This window comes from Pseudomonas sp. A34-9 (assembly GCF_029543085.1).
GTDB lineage: Bacteria > Pseudomonadota > Gammaproteobacteria > Pseudomonadales > Pseudomonadaceae > Aquipseudomonas.
This window is the reverse complement of record NZ_CP119967.1, coordinates 2,389,982-2,408,077: the sequence shown is the minus strand read 5'-3', so window position 1 is coordinate 2,408,077 and position 18,096 is coordinate 2,389,982. Positions and strand designations below refer to the sequence as shown.

At 58.2% G+C, this 18,096-nt stretch carries 27 protein-coding genes; 3 read left to right on the top strand and 24 right to left on the bottom strand.

Annotation, left to right across the window (positions count from 1 at the left end):
- Positions 1–10: 10 nt before the first annotated feature.
- The 9 genes from P3G59_RS10780 to P3G59_RS10740 all read right to left on the bottom strand — a co-directional run bounded on the left by P3G59_RS10780 (position 11) and on the right by P3G59_RS10740 (position 5,451).
- Positions 11–391 (bottom strand): phage tail assembly chaperone, encoded by a 381-nt coding sequence (locus P3G59_RS10780; RefSeq protein WP_277761499.1) that lies wholly within the window; start codon positions 389–391, stop codon positions 11–13.
- Positions 392–400: 9 nt separating this feature from the next.
- Positions 401–1,057 (bottom strand): phage tail protein, encoded by a 657-nt coding sequence (locus tag P3G59_RS10775; RefSeq protein ID WP_277761498.1) that lies wholly within the window; start codon positions 1,055–1,057, stop codon positions 401–403.
- A 70-nt stretch (positions 1,058–1,127) separates the two neighbouring features.
- Positions 1,128–1,544 carry a phage tail terminator-like protein gene (locus P3G59_RS10770; RefSeq protein ID WP_277761497.1) on the bottom strand — a complete coding sequence of 139 codons (417 nt, stop codon included), beginning with the start codon at positions 1,542–1,544 and terminating at the stop codon, positions 1,128–1,130.
- The gene (locus P3G59_RS10765) at positions 1,541–2,194 is read right to left on the bottom strand and encodes a hypothetical protein (protein ID WP_277761496.1); all 654 of its coding nucleotides are present in this window, start codon (positions 2,192–2,194) and stop codon (positions 1,541–1,543) included. Before P3G59_RS10765 ends, P3G59_RS10770 begins: the two co-directional genes overlap by 4 nt.
- Positions 2,191–2,559, bottom strand: coding sequence for a hypothetical protein (locus tag P3G59_RS10760; RefSeq protein ID WP_277761495.1), 369 nt, complete (start codon positions 2,557–2,559; stop codon positions 2,191–2,193). The genes P3G59_RS10765 and P3G59_RS10760 overlap by 4 nt, the downstream gene beginning before the upstream one ends.
- Positions 2,560–2,575: 16 nt before the next feature.
- A complete protein-coding gene (locus tag P3G59_RS10755; RefSeq protein WP_277761494.1) occupies positions 2,576–3,079 on the bottom strand; it encodes a DnaT-like ssDNA-binding protein in 504 nt (167 codons plus the stop codon).
- 57 nt (positions 3,080–3,136) lie between these two features.
- Positions 3,137–3,712 (bottom strand): hypothetical protein, encoded by a 576-nt coding sequence (locus P3G59_RS10750; RefSeq protein WP_277761493.1) that lies wholly within the window; start codon positions 3,710–3,712, stop codon positions 3,137–3,139.
- 51 nt (positions 3,713–3,763) lie between these two features.
- Positions 3,764–4,732 (bottom strand): major capsid protein, encoded by a 969-nt coding sequence (locus P3G59_RS10745; RefSeq protein WP_182400876.1) that lies wholly within the window; start codon positions 4,730–4,732, stop codon positions 3,764–3,766.
- A gap of 11 nt (positions 4,733–4,743) precedes the next feature.
- A complete protein-coding gene (locus P3G59_RS10740; RefSeq protein WP_277761492.1) occupies positions 4,744–5,451 on the bottom strand; it encodes a hypothetical protein in 708 nt (235 codons plus the stop codon).
- A gap of 91 nt (positions 5,452–5,542) precedes the next feature.
- Here P3G59_RS10740 and P3G59_RS10735 point away from each other — a divergent pair, with 91 nt between their 5' ends.
- Positions 5,543–6,070, top strand: coding sequence for a hypothetical protein (locus P3G59_RS10735; protein WP_277761491.1), 528 nt, complete (start codon positions 5,543–5,545; stop codon positions 6,068–6,070).
- On the opposite strand, the gene P3G59_RS10730 is transcribed toward P3G59_RS10735, so the two are convergent.
- The 4 genes from P3G59_RS10730 to P3G59_RS10715 are packed head-to-tail and all read right to left on the bottom strand — an operon-like array spanning position 6,059 to position 10,595.
- Complete coding sequence (locus P3G59_RS10730) at positions 6,059–7,150, bottom strand: minor capsid protein (protein ID WP_277761490.1); 1,092 nt, start codon at positions 7,148–7,150, stop codon at positions 6,059–6,061. The genes P3G59_RS10735 and P3G59_RS10730 overlap by 12 nt on opposite strands.
- On the bottom strand, positions 7,125–8,585 hold the full coding sequence (locus P3G59_RS10725) for a DUF4055 domain-containing protein (protein ID WP_277761489.1): 1,461 nt from the start codon (positions 8,583–8,585) through the stop codon (positions 7,125–7,127). The genes P3G59_RS10730 and P3G59_RS10725 overlap by 26 nt, the downstream gene beginning before the upstream one ends.
- Positions 8,585–10,072, bottom strand: a complete 1,488-nt coding sequence (locus tag P3G59_RS10720) for a terminase (RefSeq protein WP_277761488.1) — start codon at positions 10,070–10,072, stop codon at positions 8,585–8,587. The genes P3G59_RS10725 and P3G59_RS10720 overlap by 1 nt, the downstream gene beginning before the upstream one ends.
- Before the next feature lies 1 nt (position 10,073).
- Positions 10,074–10,595 carry a hypothetical protein gene (locus tag P3G59_RS10715; RefSeq protein ID WP_277761487.1) on the bottom strand — a complete coding sequence of 174 codons (522 nt, stop codon included), beginning with the start codon at positions 10,593–10,595 and terminating at the stop codon, positions 10,074–10,076.
- Positions 10,596–10,671: 76 nt separating this feature from the next.
- Here P3G59_RS10715 and P3G59_RS10710 point away from each other — a divergent pair, with 76 nt between their 5' ends.
- Positions 10,672–11,001, top strand: coding sequence for a hypothetical protein (locus tag P3G59_RS10710; RefSeq protein ID WP_277761486.1), 330 nt, complete (start codon positions 10,672–10,674; stop codon positions 10,999–11,001).
- A gap of 23 nt (positions 11,002–11,024) precedes the next feature.
- On the opposite strand, the gene P3G59_RS10705 is transcribed toward P3G59_RS10710, so the two are convergent.
- From P3G59_RS10705 to P3G59_RS10675, 7 genes are all read right to left on the bottom strand, one after another.
- Complete coding sequence (locus P3G59_RS10705) at positions 11,025–11,279, bottom strand: hypothetical protein (RefSeq protein ID WP_277761485.1); 255 nt, start codon at positions 11,277–11,279, stop codon at positions 11,025–11,027.
- The gene (locus P3G59_RS10700) at positions 11,276–11,464 is read right to left on the bottom strand and encodes a hypothetical protein (protein ID WP_277761484.1); all 189 of its coding nucleotides are present in this window, start codon (positions 11,462–11,464) and stop codon (positions 11,276–11,278) included. The genes P3G59_RS10705 and P3G59_RS10700 overlap by 4 nt, the downstream gene beginning before the upstream one ends.
- Entirely contained in the window at positions 11,461–11,652 is a 192-nt protein-coding gene (locus P3G59_RS10695) for a hypothetical protein (protein ID WP_277761483.1), read from the bottom strand. Before P3G59_RS10695 ends, P3G59_RS10700 begins: the two co-directional genes overlap by 4 nt.
- Positions 11,653–11,705: 53 nt before the next feature.
- Positions 11,706–12,023: a hypothetical protein gene (locus P3G59_RS10690; protein WP_277761482.1), complete on the bottom strand. Its 318-nt coding sequence runs from the start codon at positions 12,021–12,023 to the stop codon at positions 11,706–11,708.
- Entirely contained in the window at positions 12,023–12,394 is a 372-nt protein-coding gene (locus P3G59_RS10685; protein WP_121183968.1) for a chemotaxis protein, read from the bottom strand. The genes P3G59_RS10690 and P3G59_RS10685 overlap by 1 nt, the downstream gene beginning before the upstream one ends.
- Before the next feature lie 735 nt (positions 12,395–13,129).
- Positions 13,130–13,468: a hypothetical protein gene (locus P3G59_RS10680; RefSeq protein WP_277761481.1), complete on the bottom strand. Its 339-nt coding sequence runs from the start codon at positions 13,466–13,468 to the stop codon at positions 13,130–13,132.
- Between the two features lie 466 nt (positions 13,469–13,934).
- On the bottom strand, positions 13,935–14,186 hold the full coding sequence (locus P3G59_RS10675; RefSeq protein WP_277761480.1) for a hypothetical protein: 252 nt from the start codon (positions 14,184–14,186) through the stop codon (positions 13,935–13,937).
- A 171-nt stretch (positions 14,187–14,357) separates the two neighbouring features.
- On the opposite strand from P3G59_RS10675, the gene P3G59_RS10670 reads away from it, so the two are divergent.
- Positions 14,358–15,245 (top strand): hypothetical protein, encoded by an 888-nt coding sequence (locus P3G59_RS10670; protein ID WP_277761479.1) that lies wholly within the window; start codon positions 14,358–14,360, stop codon positions 15,243–15,245.
- 89 nt (positions 15,246–15,334) lie between these two features.
- On the opposite strand, the gene P3G59_RS10665 is transcribed toward P3G59_RS10670, so the two are convergent.
- Genes P3G59_RS10665 through P3G59_RS10650 form a run of 4 tightly spaced genes read right to left on the bottom strand, consistent with a single transcriptional unit; the run spans position 15,335 to position 17,869 of the window.
- Positions 15,335–15,724, bottom strand: a complete 390-nt coding sequence (locus P3G59_RS10665) for an antiterminator Q family protein (protein ID WP_277761478.1) — start codon at positions 15,722–15,724, stop codon at positions 15,335–15,337.
- The gene (locus P3G59_RS10660) at positions 15,721–15,990 is read right to left on the bottom strand and encodes a hypothetical protein (RefSeq protein WP_277762133.1); all 270 of its coding nucleotides are present in this window, start codon (positions 15,988–15,990) and stop codon (positions 15,721–15,723) included. Before P3G59_RS10660 ends, P3G59_RS10665 begins: the two co-directional genes overlap by 4 nt.
- Positions 15,991–16,007: 17 nt before the next feature.
- The gene (locus P3G59_RS10655; RefSeq protein WP_277761477.1) at positions 16,008–17,375 is read right to left on the bottom strand and encodes a DnaB-like helicase C-terminal domain-containing protein; all 1,368 of its coding nucleotides are present in this window, start codon (positions 17,373–17,375) and stop codon (positions 16,008–16,010) included.
- Complete coding sequence (locus tag P3G59_RS10650) at positions 17,372–17,869, bottom strand: ATP-binding protein (protein ID WP_277761476.1); 498 nt, start codon at positions 17,867–17,869, stop codon at positions 17,372–17,374. Before P3G59_RS10650 ends, P3G59_RS10655 begins: the two co-directional genes overlap by 4 nt.
- Between the last annotated feature and the right edge of the window lie 227 nt (positions 17,870–18,096).

The window sequence follows — 18,096 nt, the reverse complement described above, 5'->3', positions numbered from 1 at the left end:
CGGGAGACGCTTAGGAGTTTCCCAGGCGTGCGTTGCTGAAGGCATCGGAATAAGCGGCCAGCACCGCGCCCGGCGTGGCGGCGATTGATTTGACCAGGATGCGCAGGTTTTCGTCGTTGAACTCTTCGGCGATATCCCAGCCGGCGACAATCGCCTTCAACTGCTCGACCTGCAGATCAATCAGCAAAGCCGTGAACTGCTCAATGCCGGCCTCTTCCGCTTTCTCCTTGAGCGCCTTGTGACGCTCACCCCACTCCGCGTAGAGCCCGGCGAGTTCGGTGCGATCGCGATATTTGAACTCGAACTCGACGCTGACCGGGTCACCACCTACCGTTGGCAGCATGACGACGTGGTTGAAGGTTGGATTCCGGACGAGTGTGAACTTTGCCATGTGCCTTCCTTACGCCGAGGCGCTGTAACGGGTTGGGCGACCGGTCAGCGCGATGCTGATAACGCGGGTCATCAGGTTGTTGCGCGACATGGTCGGGGTCGAAGTGATTGAGACGTAGCCGTTGTAGATGATGCGGCTGCCGCCCGGCAGGTTCAGGCGTAGAACGCGGGCCTGCTTGTCGTCGTCAGCCTCCTCGCAAACATCGACATAGGGCTGCGACGGCTCGTCGGCGACCGTGATGGTCAGCGTGATCGGGTTCTTGGTCGTCGGCATCTGGCGGTCATCATCGTCAGCCAGGAAGCCGAACGTCAGAAACTGCTGGTCGCCGCCGCTCGAGCCGAGCTCGGTGATTTTCGAGATCTCGGTGAAGGTCGTCACCTCGCGAGCGGCACCGACGCCCGAGCCGGCCGGATACTGCTGAATGTTCGTGGTGTTCACGCCATCGAGCGCAAAGGTGCCGCTGGCAATCTCGCCGACTTGCACGGCGCGGCCGTCCAGACGGGTCCAGCCAGAGCTGAGAGCGACAATGTCGCCTTCGGCCAGTCCGTGCGCTGCAGCGGTCGCCACTGCCGGATTGGCATTGGTCAGGGCGGTGAATGGGATTGCAGCGCCATAGGCGGAAGCAATTTCGAACGTCGCGCCGTTGGGCATTTGAATGCCGGCCATGGGGTTTTCCTCTCTTCAGAAATGACAAAACCCGCTCAATGGCGGGTTCTGGGTTTGCCCAATGGGCGGATTAGTTGGTGTCGGCGCGGTACGCGAACGAAACCGGAACGGTGTAGGTCGTGTCGTCTGGGATACCTGGCCCTTGATCGACTGGCGTCATGGTCACCACGGTCAGTGCATTCTTCGTGATTCGCTCGTACAGCGGAAACAGCGCGGCGATCTGGTCAGCCAGCGCGCCCGCCGCGCCGCGATACTTCCCTGCTGGTGTCACGATGCTGACCTGAAACACCCCCGTGAACAGCTTGTGATCACCGCCGAGCGTGCCGCTTGCGGTGTCGCCCGGCAGAGTGAAAGCTCGCAGGTAGGTGACGCCAGTTCCAGGCTCATAGGTCTCGTTCTCGACGACAACCTTGATGGGCACCGGCAGCGCTTTCGCCCAGGCAATCAGTCTGGCTTCGTAGATCGAAGCGATGATGTTGTGGCTCATACCTGGTTGTTCCTGATGGCTTCGTCGACGATCTGCTGGAACCGCGCGAGGGTTATGCGCACCATGCCGCCCGGTGCCTGTTTGGAATGGCCGTACTCGAGCGGCACCGCATATGGCAGGTTGTTCACGATGTACGCCGTTTGCCCGATGGTCAGCTGTTCGACCTGAAGCCTAAGCTTCGCCAGCGTGACGCCGCCGGCCGGATCGACCTGATCAAGCTCACCTTCAGCCGGCGCCCCGATCGAGAATTGCCAGTTACCGCGGAACCGGCCGCCGACGTAATCCTTGCCGGCAACCAGTCCGTTCACGTTGAAGTTCTGGTCTCGCTCAGCCTTTGTCAGCGGCTTGGCGTACTTCACGCCGCGCTTAAGCTTCCCGGCCTTGGTGAAGTTGTTCTCATCGAGATTGATGAGGGTGTTGCGCACGGCGACCTTGAAATCGTAGTGATCAGCGGCACGGGTGTTGGTAGCGCGATGCGCCACGTTCGCGGCCCAGATCTCGGGGTTACCCACCGGTGACATGCGGATGACGCTGCTGCCGATCTCGATCACGATTTCGCGGAAGGTGGCGTCGAGCCCTGTCTGGGCCTGCTCGGCAAACTGGCGGATGTTCTCGGCAAAGCTGCCGTTGAGGCCCGAGTATTTGCTCACGACCTAACCTGCAGCTCATACAGGATCGGCGTGCCGGCTGGATTGACCTCTTTCAGCGGCGGGACAATTGCCCATGTGCGACCCTGGGCGACCACCTTGTCGAGCAGGCCCGGCACCCAGGCCAAACCCTGCGCGGCGATCTTCAGTTTCTTGTCGCCCTGCCTGATGAGGCTGTTATTCTGGAATTCCTGACCGGTGAAGTCGAGCAGGATGCCTTGGGCGGTCTGTTCAATGGTGGCGCCCGGTGAATCGCCACCTGTTTCAGGATCGTACTCGCCCGGCTGCGTCTTGCTAATGGTCACGGGCTGGCCGAACTCTGTGATCATCTCCAGAGCCATCACGGCCATTTCGTCGTAGAAGGCCATGGTGGCTCCGCTTCAGCTATGCGCGCACTGCGAACAGTCCGCGCTTCTGTAGATAGTCAGCAAACTGCGTGGCGCTCGGTCGGTCCGGAGCCGCCGGTAACAGTCGGCCGCTGGTGTTAGGGATCGTCGCGTATTCACGAGTTACCGCGCCCTCGACGCGCTCAAGCGTCACCGCGCCTTTGCGCTTCTCGATCGGGTCGACGTCGTCGGTGTGGATCTCGGCAGCCAAAGCCATCTGGCCGTACTGGATCCGCGCTGGCAGGTAGTGGTCTGGCTTGATCTCGCGGTCCAGCTCTACGCCCCGGCGCGGCCAGCACAGCGCCTGCTCGCTGTTGGTCTTCCGCCCCTTCCACGTCATGCCATCCATTGCCAGCGCGGCCCGGCGCAACAGGGCTTCCTGTGCTGGCACTTCCGCCGGGATGGTCACGCCGAACTTCACGGCGTACATGGCCAGGTCTTCGGCGGATGCGTAGCTTTCGGCGTCAGGCTTGCCGGTACCGTCCTCGATGATGAGAGTCATGAATCAGCTCGCTGTGGTGTTCTGGACCGGATGCCACGTTACCGGGCACCCGGGTGATTACGCCTGCTGCAGGTCAGCAACTGCCTTTTCCAGCGATTCTACCGAGGCGTTCGCCCGATACGTCACGTTGGCGGCGTCGAGTTGCGCTTTGAGGTTCGCGATCTTCTCGGCATTGTCGACCGGTTCCGCTGCAGCCTTCAGGCGTTCGACTTCAGCGCGGAGAGATTCAACCTCGCCAACCAAATTGTCGCGCTCACCCGTAAGGGTTTCGAACCCCTCATGTATGGCTTTCAGCGCACCGAACAGGCGGATTGGCAGTTCGCCGGCGCCAGGGTGTTCCAGATCGGACAGACCTTCAGCGGCGTCGATCAGCAACACGATGCCGTCACGCTCCGCATTCAACTTGTCGATCAGCTCCTGCAGCGCAGCGTGATCACCACTATCGGCGATCAGCAACACCGGCGCCGACTCAACCTGCCGCACCGTCACCTCCGGCACATCATCGGCCTCACCATCGCGACTTTCGGTGATGCTCGCGTCGATGATGCGCAGGCCGTGTTCCTTCGCCAGCGCCTTCACGTCTTCCCGGTACTGGTGAAACGGTCCGGGCAGATACCAGATTTTGTTGCTCATGATTGCATCTCCGCCAAGCCGGGCACACGTCCCGGCTTGGACATCGCTGTGTTATTTGGAGGCGTCACCGATCAGAGCCACACCGGCGGTGTGCTTGATGCTGGTGGCGGTCTTGTCCCAGTTGGTACCGGTCGCCAGCTCAGCGTCGGTTGGCGATTTGCCGCCGGTGGTGGTATCCCAGGTGTAGCCCTTCAGGCCCAAGCCGAAGGTGTAATCGGTTTGCAGCGTGGTCTCGATGCGCTCCTTGCCGTTGGTGGTCTGGACGTTGCTGATGATGTCGCGGCCGTCGTGGACCAGTGCAGCGCCCTGCACCAAGGACAGAATGATTTCCTTGTTCGGGGTGCCGGTCTGCATCAGCGCAGGGGCATCCGTCACAACGGAGATCTTGCCGAGGATGTCCACCACGCGAACGTTGCCCGCCTGGAACAGCTGCTGCTGGTTCGCCAGGTTCTGGCCGACCAACTTGTGGTAGCTGGTGCCCTGCATCACCTGGGTGACCAAGTTCTGACTGGCGTCGCCGAACTTCGCATGCGCGTTGTTCAGGCCGGCGTAGCTGATACCTGCGGTAGCCGACACATCGTTGACTGCTGCCGCTTGGGCGGTGATTGCTGCCACCAGCGCCGCGATCGCAGTGTTCAACTGATCCTTCAGCAGGATTTCAGCGAACGCGCGGCTCGCGACTTCGATGCCTTGCGCGGTCGGGCGCTCCAGCCAGGTCATCTGCGATGGCTCATAGCGGATCGGGCCGAAGCCGCCGGCAACCTTCACCGAAGTGTTTTTCAGTTCGGTCAGGTCGGTGGCAGCAACAGCGGCGTTGGCGCTATAGCGGTCCACGCGGCGCTGAGCTGCAGCCAGGGTCTGGAAGAACGACTCCTGGAGGAAGTCGCCAGTGAAGCCGTCCGGGGACAGCACGATAGCGCCGCGACTCGCAGCGTTGAAAGCGGCCAGGTACTGATCCAGCGTCTCGAGAGTCGCAGGCATGATGTACTGGTTGAAGACCTGCATTTGCGACAGGGACATGAGTTATTTCCTTACGATTGAGGGAGATCTGGGAACCGGCTTGCGATCGCAGCCGTGCGTTCCTCTTTGGTACCGCCGATTTTTCCTTTCGGGGCCCCGCCCCCGCTACCTGCACCGCCGGCCCCGCCGCCCGATGCTTTACTGCCCGCGATCAGCGGCGCGAACGCCGCGTCATTCGCGATTTCTGCTTTCAACTCGTCCAGCGTTGCCGCCGAGAGCTTGCCCTGCGCGTCGAGTACGACCACAACAGGCTTCCCGTCGCGCTGCTCGACGCTCAGACGGCGCTCGATGTGCGGCAACAGGGCTTTGGCGCTGCCTTGAACAGCCAGGGCAGACGCGATATCAGTAGCGGTACGGCCGACAGTCAGATCCCGGATCTGCCCGCTCAGCGTTGCCCGCTCCTGTTCCAGCGTGCCGGTCAGCTCAGCTTCGCGGCGAGTGAATTTCTCTGTCCAGGAACGCTCGAGTTCTTCGACGTTGCCGGACTTGCGAGCGAGTTCTTCCCGCTCCAGTCGCGCAGCTTCTTCGGCTTCGCGAGCCTTCTTCTCGGCGGCCTTCTTCTCGCCGAGCAGTTCATCAACCTTGGCCTTTAGGCCGGATACATCTTCTTGCTGCGGCAGACCTTCAATGCCGAGTACGAACTTGCCGTCCTTCTCGGTGTAAAGAGCGCGCACGGCTTCATCTACCCCATCCAGGGTATCCAGTTGGAATTTCAGCATTGGTTGTCTCCCAGAGACGTAGGTGCAGGCCCTGCCTGCGTGGTGAAAATCCGGGTAGAGTTCTCGGCCCGAATTAAAGAGAAATCGTGGAATGCGCCTTACGACCCGAGCGAAACGTGAGCTGAGCTCTCAGGAGACCAAGGACCCTGCTACCGTATCGAATACATTGCTTGTCACATCCATTACAGCCTTCGCAACGCTTGTTGCTGCCGGTTTCGGCGCATATGCGCTTGTTTCGTCAGCAAAGCTGAACCGCATCGAAGGTTGCATAAAGCGCGTGGACGAACGAGAAATGATCACTCGAAAAAAGGCAGAATATCTGCTCGGCGACATGGGCAGCTTCTTAGGATCTTTCGCAGGCGCTAAGGAGATACCAAGAGAACCGGGTAAGCAGGTTATGAAATCTGCATTTGCACTAACTGCATATGCCCCTGTCGAGCTCAACTACGTTGCGTTAAAGCTCGCAGTGACAGTACAGCTTGGACTCTCGGCCCACACCAACGAGCAAATGGAAAGTGCGATTGCAGCCGCCAAAGAGTCATTCAGCGGATGGAATGGCAACTACATCAAACACATGCGTTCCTTCGAAGATGAGCGTTCGAAATGCTCAGAGTTGTAAGCCAGCACGCTCGAACGCCAGAGGCTCAAGAGTCCTCATCTGTGCGAGCGTCAGAGGTGAAAAATTTCTATCAAGCTGCAGCTCGGCGAAGCGTTCGACGCTCAGGCCGCCTTGGCGAAACAGCTTCGCCCGAACCGGGCCGATGGCCTTGTCCTGAAACGCTGCTGGCTGCTGCTTGAGCCAGTCGTAGTAGCTAAGGTCTGCCCTTACCTGCTGCGCGCCGCTATCGCCGATGGATGCCCGCGTGGCACCCTCGGCGAAAAGCGCGCTGAAGCGAGTCACCGCCACCACCGTCGAACGGCAGCTGATGTGGATCGGTGGTCTCGGTCCTTCGGTTAGCTTGAAACGGCGCTTGTCGAGCGTCCGGCACTGGCTGGTCGTCTTCGAATCCAGCGTGCTGACCCATTCCACCGACGGCACGACATCGGAGTTCGCTTTCAGCGTCTCCATGCGCGCTTGGGTGGCGACGTGCTGCACCGCCGTCCGCACGATGGCGCCGGCGTTGCGGTTGGTCGTGGCCAGGATGCCGTCGTTGTACTTCAGCGCCTTGGTGCCGCGAATGTTCGTGATGATCTGGAAGTTGGTTTGGCCTTCGAAGAAGCCCTGCCGAATCGCGCCAGTGAGGCGTTGCCGCTCAGTAGCGGTGAAGCCATCAATGAACGACTTGAGCAGCTTGCCGCCGTCCGCGCCGCGCACGCTGAGTGGGTTGGTGAGGATTGCAGCGCGGATTGCCGCTGCACCTGGTACCGCCGCGTCGAACGAAACGCCAACCGGCGCGGCCCGGGTCAGGCTGGTCGCCTCAAACTCGGCCTCGTAGTTGGCGATATCCACCAAATCGAGGTTCAGCTTCTCGCTGTACCGGTCGAAGATGCCCAGCAGCAGGCTGTCGACCTCGCTCAGCAGCCGCTCAAGCCGAGCGACGGTGTAATCCGTCAGGTCGGCCCGGGTCAGCCGCTCACGGATCGAGCGGTCGATCTCCTTGAGGAACGGCGCGAACTTCGCCACCTCCCCCGACTTCAATTGCTCGAGGAAGACGGCGTGCCGGATCGTGGCATCAAGGATTGCTTGGTTTGCCGCCATTCGGGATTACCTCGTCATCATCCAGGGCTGGCCCGGTGCTCTGCGCTTCGAGTTCGTCCCGGATTTCGTCGTCGGTCTTCTCCGGGTTGATCACGCCGCGATCGCGCAGGTACTGCCAGAAATCACCTTCCGGCAGCTTGCCGCCCTGCACCGCGTTGAACAGCGCAACCAGAACCGTAGGATCAAGGGTGATCTGGCTGAAGTCCTGATTGAGCTTGTAGACCACCTCGCCGGCAGCATTCACGAACTCAGCCATCCACGCCAGGCACTGGCTGTAGGCCTCGCTGACGTTGCTGACCACCAGAGACAGGACGCTATGTTCGGCGGCGCTGTCGTTGTCGGCCTGGGTGGCGGTCTTCACCGCGCTGCCACGCTCAATCAGTCGGGCGCCTAGCGAAACCATGTCCTGCTTCTTGGACTCCATGGCCTCCTTGGCGACAGCGTTAGGCTGTGCCTGCATCATGCCGCAGGCACCGCCTTGAGGAAGCAACCATGGCGCCCTGGAGCCGAGGTAGATGCCTTCTTTCTCCAAGTGATCGCGCCATTGATCGCTCAGGCCAGACATCCATGGCTGAGGCTGCCCAACCAGGTAGGCAGCCTCTTCATAATCCGCGCTGTTCCGGTAATGGCCGATGTTGATCTCAGCCATGTCGTACAGAGGTGAATCGTCGATGCTCGTGTCGTTGTTCTCGCTGCCAACGAACTGGAACGGGATCACCTGCCAAGGTCGGCCCAGGCCGTTCAATGGTGTGAACGGCGCGACCTTCTGAGTTGTGGCGCTCGGCCCCTCTTCCCAGACTTCCTGCGTGTACTTGCCAGAGAAGTCGAGGCGCAACACACGGTATTGAACGACCTTCTCACTGCCGAAACCGTCGTCCGTATCGACGTCGACTGTTTCGCGCAACACGACGAGGCTCAGGAGGTGCTGGCCGCCAACTTGGCGCGTCTTCCAGTTGATAATCGACTCTGCGGTGTAACTGGCGATGTTCGCGCGGGCACGACCGGAAAGCTCGTCGGCCTTGCTGACTGTTCCAGCCTCAACCGCGGCGTAGTCCACCAGAAGCCCGTGACGCCCGACCTCAAGCAGATGCCCGATCACCGACTGGGATTGCTGATAAACGCTCACGCCCTGCCCATCGATGTTCTTCGCCACGTAATCGAGCGCCGACGGAACCGTAAGGGTTGGCCAGGTGCGAAACACCGCGCCGACCAGACTGTGCTTGGTGCGGCCGGTGGCGTTGTAGAACACAGCCCGCTTTTTGTACGCGTCGTAGCGTTCCCTGTTGTCCTGGCTGGTATCAGCAGCATTGGGACGCGGCAGATACATATCGCCAGCGGCCTTGATGGTCTCCGAGCCTTTGCAGACGTCGCGCACCAAGCGCCAGCGATTTTTCGCCGCGTCGTACTCGGGGCGAGTGAAAGTGACGTCGCTCATCAGCGTGCAAATCCCATTCTGATTTTGGTGGCCGGCTTCCTGGCGCTCTTCGCGACAGCGAAGTACCGGAATGCGTCGGAGCCGTGAGAGGTCCAGTCATGGAGCGGGTTGTTTTTCCAGCAGCCGCGCTTGTCGTCCCATTCTTTTTTGTAGTTTTCGAGGCAACCGATCCCCTCTTCGCACCTGGCCTCGTCGAACACGCACTTCGGCAAGATCTCGCGAACCTGTTCGATGCCGTCGTTGATGCCAATTTTGGGGACTATCTCGAAGGTCATGCTGTACTTCTCGCCGTCGATCTCATAACCCTCGCGGGCCAGCTCTCGGCGAGTCTTGGCATCGCTGCCGAACTCGCGGTTGTCGATGTCGTGCGGCCCCCAGTGCTCGGAGTAGGTGTAACCCTTGTCCTTGAGCACCTTCATGTAGTGCCGCAGGCCCTCGCCTGAGTTCTCGTAATAATCAATGACGTGAAACTCTTCGCCAACCTGACGCACGAACCAGATGGCCGTGGAGTCGCTGACGCCGATGTCCCAGAAGGTCATCACCGGCAGATGGCTGTTGTCTGGCAGCGTGCCGATGCGCTGTGCGGCATACAGCTTGTTGAACTGCTGAGCGTAGTAAGCGCCCTCGATCGACTGCTGGAACGCCTCCGCCGGCAGAGACGGATATTCCCGCTTCATGTCGTCGCCGAGGGTCTTCTCCTTGGCGGCATACCAGGCGCGTTGGCCAGGATTCGTGTCGATGCCGTGCTTGGCGAATAGCTCGCTGAAGTAGTCGGTCAGGCGCTGCGGAATAACCGCCTCGGCCGGGTCGAGCCAGTAGGCCTTGTTCTTCCACCAGCTGAAGAAGAAGAACTTCCAGTCCAGCTTGCCGAGCGGCGTACCGGACAGCAGTTGCTTCTCGGCGCTCTGTGAGTAGTCGAAGAAGTAACCGGCCCGGCCCTCTGCCGTTGATTCGATCGTGACAAAGCAGTCAGTGGCCACCGCCTCAAAGGCACCGGTGACGATCTCGCGCGCCTTGTGCGGAAACTTGGCGCAGATCTTCCCGAACTCAGAGACGTGCAGGTAACGCAGCGTGCCGCCCCGGAATGAGGTGCTGACATAGAGCGAGCCGCCCTTGCTGAACACCAGCTCGCCGGCGGCGTCGTTGCTCGCCGGATTCGCCGCCCGGATCTCTTTCGGCAGGTTGTCGTAGGCGTACTTCACCTTTTCCCGGAACAAGCGCTTGGCGTCGTTCAGGGTATGGGCGATCAACGCGCACTTCGCCGACTCGAACAGAGCAGCGTCGAGCTGGATGATGCAGCACTCAGTCGTAAAGCCGAGCTGACGAGCCTTCAGGATGATGTTGCGGGTATGCATCCCATCGAAGTATTCAATCTGCTCGTCCGTCATCCGGAAGCGGACTTTCTTGCCCTGCTTATCAGTGATGAAGTAGAGATTGTTCAACCGCCAACGCTTATCCCGGAGCAGCTTCATGTGCTCGGGCTTCATGTCAGGCGTCCTTCGATAGTTCGTCCATCATCGCGGCCAGGGTGTCGACTGTCTTGTCGCCCTCTTCCGTGTCGAGATTGAATGCTTGGCGCTCACCCTTGATCACTTTGAGCTGAGCGTCGACGCCAGCATTTAGTGACCGAGCGAAGTCGCCGTGGTTTTCTTCAGTGACTGTGACGCTGGAGAGGAACGCGCTGAGCTTGCTCGCGATGCCTCGCCACTGTGCCAAGCCCGACCGGTGCGCAAGCACAACAGCCGCTGCTTGATCGGATGCTTCTTCGATAATTTCGGCATCAGTGACCAGTTTCTTCTGGTCACCATCCGTGGTCACCGATCTGGTCACCTTGTCCTTCACTGCGGATCTGACCTTGCTCGTCAGGTCGCGCTGCCAGCCTTCCTTCTCCGCGCGCTTCATGATCGTGTTATGCGCCACTCCATGCTCTGAGGCTATGGCGCGCAGGGAAAGCAGACCAGCCCGGTAGGCTCGTTCGATCGCCTCCCAGTCGGGTTGCTTGGTTGTCATACTCTTACTCGAAGGGTTGAATTCGTGGCTGGATGCGCTATTGCTTATCCCTTATCACGTGGATAGGAGCGAGCGCATGGAGCAGGGATTGAAGGTTGTCGCGCTGGTCGTCTTGGTGTTATTCATTTCGTTTTGTGGATTCGTCAAGATCCGCCAGGCGCGGCAATGGAAGACAAAAGTTGAAACTGATTTCAAAGGAGCCTTGGAGCGCATGCAAATCAATGCCTACGATCTCCTCACGAACAGGAGCCAAGCACCTAGCAGGCAGCGACCGGCGGAGGTCTATCGAATTTTGCGCGACCAGCACGGCCGGTACTTCCTGTACCTGTGCTCAGGTTCAAGTCCGGGCGTACTCCAACCGCTCCCAGAGGATCGCGCTCTATTGGCAGTCAAAATGAATGGCTAGCTGCGCCTTCACCTACAACATGCCTACCCTTCCCCGCCATCTAGCAGCACATCAATCAGCTTCTGCTCACCCAAGCGCATTGCACCCAAGCACTGCAGGTCGTCGCACTTGGGTCCCAGCCCGAACACCGTCACTTCGCCTTTCGGCCTCATGAGGGTCAGCGCGCCTACAGTGCACTCCGGGTGCACACCGGCATCGAGGTCATCAGCAATCTTGCGTAGCGTCTCGGCGGCGTCGCGCCAACCCTCACGCTTGAACTCAACGAGCTTTGCAGTCATGCGGTCACCTTCTGGAACCACTCTTCGATGATCCGGCGCAGCACTGGCTCAGTCAGGACGGCCGATGGCTTGTCGCCGGCGATCACTGATCGCACCAGGTAACAAGGCAGCACGTGGACGCCGTTATCAGCCGTCACCGTCAGGTGCGGGCGATGGTCAGCGATGTCGTGAATGTCTGCGGTCATGCCTTCACCATGTTATGGGTCTGAGCGTGGGCGTGTCCGTGCAGCTCGGCGACGATCAGGCCCTGAGGAAGTCCGGCAGCCTTGGCAGCGTCGATTGCCTTGGCGATCGCGCTATCCAGCTCGGTCAGTACCTTGTTGATGTCCTGGCTAAACGGCAGCGCGTGGCGCAGGCGAGTTACGTTGGTCATGCCCCTCTCCAGTGTCGCGACACAATTTGCTGATTCGCGAAACGTGTCGCGACTTACTGACTTACCCGATCAACCGCTTCAAGCGCCTTGTCCGCCGCCTGAGTGGCAGTGGTTGCGGCCTTCGATGCCTTCTCGGCGGCCGTTCCAGTCTTCCGGGTCAATTCGTCCAAACGCTGGTCACGCTCATTCATGGCGGTGGCGTACGCGCTACGGATCTCCTCGACCTGCTTCGCCTGCTTCTCGGCAAGCGACCAGTAGCAGGCCTGATACCCCAGCACCGAACCGCCGGCGACCAGCACAATGGCGATCGCCCAAACTTCTGCCCGGCGCCACCAGCGGCGAGCAATGAATTCCATCGCGCATCTGTCCATCACACAGCACCTCCGAGCTTGTTCCGCAGACGGGTGATCTCGTCGCTCTGCAGGGTCACTCGCTCCGTGAGCTGGGCGACCTGACTGGTCAACGCTTCAATCTTCCCTTCCATGCGGCCAACCGAAGCAGCCAGGTCGTTGCGCTCTTTTGCGAACTGATCGGCACGAGCCTCCGCTTCCTTTCGGGCGGTGCGCTCCGAATCGAGCAGTTCATTGAGGCGGCGGACGGTGCCGATATCGGCGTTGTCCATTGCCCGGTCTGCGGCATCCTTCGAGAGGAATTTCCGCAACCACAGCAGCCCGCCGAGTATCACCGTGGCACTACCGCCCAGCCAGGTAGCTGTGCCTGGGCCGAGGTCAGTAGGATCCATCGTCGCTCCATGTCTTGTTGTTCTCCCGGTCAGGGAGTGAAGGATTAAATAAGGCTTTTCGGCAGAACAACCAGACAAGTCTTACATCTTTTGCGCGGAACTCATGCGATTAATCCCGCGGATAAAGGAGCCAATTCAGAAGGGATACCCATTGCTAGTCGTAACCAGAGCGCCCAATAAACGCCTATACATCGGCGACGAAATCCAAATCAAAGTGATCAAGGTCGAAGGCGACACCGTATCTCTAGGAGTCAACGCGCCTAAGAACATGCGGATTGTTCGATCGGAGCAAGACAGGAGATCCCTCGAGGACGGTTCTATAGTCTCCGTAACGGAGGCCTTGAAGTAAGTCAGCCCCAGCTGCACTCCCAGCTCGGAGCAATGGGTGTGGGGAGCCGAAAACAAAAAGCCCCTGCGAATGCAGAGGCCCTGAATAGGTGCGCTCGTCTTTCCGAGCTGTCCGCCAAAGGCCTTCTCAACGTCGACGCCCCTATGCATCGATCTCGCTGATCCAGTCACGCGCCACCCCGAAAGCAAGTTTGAGATCAGGGTGCGCGGGCTGCCGGCGTTGATTCAGTGCTTCGCACTACCCGACTATCGACGTCCAGGCCTCCGTGAGGCCGCCCTAGCTGCGGTAAATTTGAGGCATAAAAACCCAGCATCTAGCCGGGTTTTCGAATCATGGAAACGAGAGATCGACAGCCTGCAGTCCCTTGGCATAGCCATGGCGAGTGCTTAGTTGTTTCGATCCCAGACGATTTTTGCGATAACCCACCCCACGATAGTCATGATCACATCTGCAACGAGCATTGCACTGTAATTCGGTGCTTGCGGAGCAAGACCGCCTCCAAGGTGATGCTCTACGTCAGGCGGTGAGATTAGGTGATAACCCTGTGGGAAAATCGCCCAAAGACAGAGCACGACCACAAGGCCAATTGTCCATGCGGTCTGATTCTCATATGACTGTTTTCGGCACCATAGGGCCGCGAAGGTGGCTAGCCCTGCCACGATTGCTGTTGGAATCTGGTGAAAACACGATACGAAAACGTCTACAACAAACATCAAATTGCTCATGAGCATCTCTTGATTAATGGCGAAATGCCAGTATCTCACTAAATGCGTTTAAGGTTGAAGCACCAAATAAAAAGCCCAGCACGATGGCTGGGCTTATGATACAGCGATCCTACGGAAGTCTTTTGCGCTTGCGTAACACTCGCAGGTGCATCCACCCAGATCGAGTGACGTCATGCCTAAGTGAGTGAGAAAGCGAACATGTAAAGGCTTTGAGAAGTCCGCGCTCAACCAAATCGTTCAAGCATGATTTCAGACGATGCCAGTGCTCTTTAGCATTTGGCGCAGGGTTACGCTCAATGGCAATACCCACGGGGCCATGCTCAGTAGATCGACTGATCGCCAGGAGCAATTGGTTTTCAAAATCTGCGACAGTCTCCATAGACACCTCCATGCATTCTCTGTGTCAGGTTCAACCTAGCGGACATTAGCACCGTTTGACATCGCAAGCTGCAGCAAAATGCACGAATTATCTCGTGAAGGTCGCCTTCAGGTTGTCATGGCTACCCTCAAGCTCTATCTCCCACTCCGGGCATTCTGCGCTCAAATCCAGCAACACTGTCTCAAACGCTTCATAGGACACTTCAGCGCTGACTTCAGCAATGACCGATGCTCTGAGTTCAAAATGATGAAATCCGCCACCGGTCAGCGGCCTGGACGGCAACTGCCTGATCATCTGACGCTTCAATTCGGCGGCTAGAGTAGGTGCGGTGTATTCCACGATTTGAATCCTTTCGAGCTTTGTCTGTTGCGTCGCACTTAAAAAGCTAAATACTGTGCCATGAAAACAGGTGTTTATCCGCGAGGAAAGAATTATTTTACGGGGTGATTCCTCTCTACTCCTCATCACAGCGCGTACAGCGCTTCGACTCACCAACTCCGTAACCAGCCAATGACCATATTGCTCTCGTCACTCCCCGACTCCGATATCCGCTCCATCTGTAAGCAGAAAATCGAATCTCTTGAACATTGGCTTCGACGCCTGATCGATGACACCCTCACTCCGGTCTACGGAGATTACTTTTCTTATGAGGACGCAAAAGGCAATCGTTTAATAAAACATGCACTTGCCCACCAAGTCGTAGAGCGTCAGCTTCGTGAACCGTCGAGATATCCCCGAAAGATCGATGCCGTCCTACTCGACGATGCAATCGAAATCCTATGCAAACCAGATCTTTACAAAATTCACTTTAGGACGCCTCTCTCTCATGCCTTTCCTGACGGCAGAGAAGAAGCCAGAACTTTCCTCGGCAGAATACAGTCACCGCGCAATAATCTCGCGCACGCAAACGCAATCAGCGCTCGGGCTGCTGAACAAATCATCTGCTACAGCAATGACGTTATTGAATCACTCCGAGAGCACTACAAAGGTCAAAATATGCAGCAAGAATATGACGTGCCATTGATACTTCGGATCACCGATTCATTTGGACAAACCTTCACGCGTGGCCAGATTATGCGCGGTCAAGACGCCGCCTTATCCATTTCTTATTTGACCAATCCAAATCACCACCTTCGCCCGGGAGATACGTTGACCTTAGAGTTAGAGGTAGATCCAGCATACGATCCAGAGAGCTACTCGATCGCATGGTCATCCACCAAGGGGCTAGTCGGATCCTGTGATACTTCTAAGCTGGTGATGACGATTCTGGATCGCCATGTAGGTCAGTCGCTAGATATCCAATGCCGGATAACTTCGAAAAAGAGCTGGCACCGTATGTCCACAGGCGTGGATGATTTATTGATTGCCCGGTTTAAGGTGCTTCCTCCTATTCTTTGAAACTGACAGCCCCCATAACGTTGTGAGCTTCGCCCGTCCAAATTGCATAGGAGGATATCTTGAAATGATTTCCTCCTATTAGCTCAGGCCTACGCAGCCTCGCGAATCGTCTCTAAAGCGCAATCGATCCATGCTACTCCGGCCTTAATGACTTCACGAGCCTTCGCCTCGCCTATGCCATTTTCCCTGCCAATCCTCAAAGCTGGCCACTTCGCGCCAAAGTACAACCAGATGAAATTTCCCATCTGCTGATCGCGTATCGTCAGACGGGCGACTGCCCCGTCCAACACGAGAGCCAGATCATCGGTCATTGAGTACTCCTTCACCCCACCCTCGCACGGTGTGTTGTCACGGATCAGTGCGTAGAGCGGCGATATGTAGCTTGGCACGCCCATCCCGTCCATTCGCCAAAAGCCCCACTGCTCCAGCATCCACTCGGTATCTCCCAAGGGCTTACCGATGTACGTTCGTTTTTTCATGCAGCCTTCCTCGGGTCCGGATCACTTAGGCCAAATAGGTCACGCAGTAACCGGTCAGCAGGTTTGTTCTTGGCATTACCTTCGATCAGCCACCGCTGGCCGAAGTCATGGAAACCAATCTGTGCTCGGCTGCCATGCCAACTCGCGACCATGTCCAACAGATACGCGAGTGCGATCGGACCACCCAACTTAACCTTGGATAGCTCTTCGCCAGCGACCTTCAAAAACTTGCGCTCCAAATCACTCATAGCCTTGCGCGGCTGCATTGCAGCAACTCGATCATTCATTGAGTACTTCCCCTGTACTTACTAGCGAAGGGGCGATTCATCTCGACCTCTTCGTCAGACGGCTCCCGGTTACCGGCGAAGTTAACGAAACGGGCGTACTGGCCTTGCTGCTGAACGAGACAGGAGCCGACCGGCGCATGCCTACATTTGGGCATGATCAATTCGGTAACGCCGTTCTGCCCCTCTTCGGAGTCATTGTCGCGGTGAACGAGGATGATGCAGTGAGCGTCCGCCTCGATCTGTCCAGAGTCACGCAGGTCAGAGGCGATTGGCTTCTTACCCGGGCGGTTCGTCGAGTTGCGGTTCAGTTGCGCCAGCAGGATCACAGGCACCTCCAGCTCCTTGGCAATGTTCACGATGCCGGTCGAGATTTTTCCCAGCTCCGAAGTGCGGTTGAACGCCTTGCCATTGGAGCCGATCAGTCCGATGTAATCGATCACCACCACGTCGAGTCCATGAGCGCGCTGCACCTGGCGAGCAATGCTGCGGATGCGCGCCACCGTCAGCCCAGATTTGTCGGAAACGAACAGCGGAACATCAAGGATCTTGCTAACCGCCGAGGTCAGGCGCGGCCAGTCATCGTCCTGCAGCTGTCCGTCATCGAGTTTTCGCAGGTCGATGCCGCCAATTGACGCGAGCGCGCGGTTGCCCAGCTCTTCCTCCGGCATTTCCAACGAGAACACCATGCCGACTCCGGCACCGCTGCAGGCGATGTGCTGGGCTATCTGCAGGCCGAGCGTGGTTTTACCGCTCCCTGGCAGCCCGGCCACTATGGTGACGGTCTTTTTCCGCAGGCCGCGGATGAGCTTGTCCAGATCCACCAACCCGGTAGACAAACCTGACTGCACCGTTTTGTTGAACTTTGCGTCGATGGTGTCAACGTTGCGCGCTACCACCTCATCCATCCGCTTAAAGTCCGGTTCACCGGTTTGCAGGTCGCGCAGATCGGCCATTGCCTGCTGGGCGTTGGCTATGATCTCGGCAACCGGTCGATTCTCGGTTGCTAGTTCGCGCACCGCGTCAGCAGCATCCACAAGGCGGCGCAGCACGGCCCGCTCTGTTACAACCTTGGCGTAAGCCTTCCAGTTGGCGGTGCTGGGCGTGTTGCGGGCGAGCTCGCCCGCATATGCCATGGTGCGGGTGCCGCTTGGCAAATATTCGGCGAAGTCATGCAGCGTTACAGGGTCGACGGGACATCCTGCCGCGTGACAGCCAATCATCGTCTGGAACAGCGCAGCATTCTCTGGGTCATGGAAGTCCGACACCTGCACTTGGGCTGTAATGGAGTCGAATAAGTCGGAGTCCAACATCATAGCGCCCAACAAAGCGTGCTCCGCCTCATCGCTAAACAGTTCTCGTGTCATACAGCACCTCGCGCGGATGCCCAGTTGAAACCAATAGCCTTCCCGCCGGCCTGGCGCAGGCGGTCGAGCGCTCGGTCTCCGATGTAACGAGCTAGATCCGCAGCAGCCAAGTTGGAAACCACGACAGTTGGCAAGACAAGCTGGTAACGGCGATCGATCACCTCATGAAGAACACCTAGTTCATATGCGCTGCCGCTTTGAGCACCAATTTCATCAATCACCAGCAAGTCGAAACTCGCCAGCTCGTCGAGGACATCTTTGTCCGAATACTCGGAGCTGCGATCCATCGCTCTCTTGAAGACGCGGATGATCTCAGCTGCGGTGACGATTACCGCTTGAGCTCCATGCTCACGGATGACTGCCTGGACCATCGCGCAAGCAAGATGGGTTTTCCCGTTACCGACATTGCCGGAAAGGACAAGTGAACGGCCGGCGGCATAGTTGTCGGTAAATTGGGCAACATAGTTTTTACAGGCACCTAGAGCTTTGGCCATACCAGCCCCTCCTTCAGCGGTCCTGTAGGTGTCGAAGGTGCACCCTTTGAAACGTGGGGAGATACCAGAGCCTACAAGCAGCCTGTTTAGGTCTTCGGCTTTCTTCCTACCTCTCGCCAGGATGTGTGCCTCCGTCGACTTCGGAGCAGTGTGCAGAGCCTCCCAGTGGCAATGCTTGCAGCCCCGTGGCAAAACAGAGCCGTCGAACTGCTCAATTTCGGAACTGC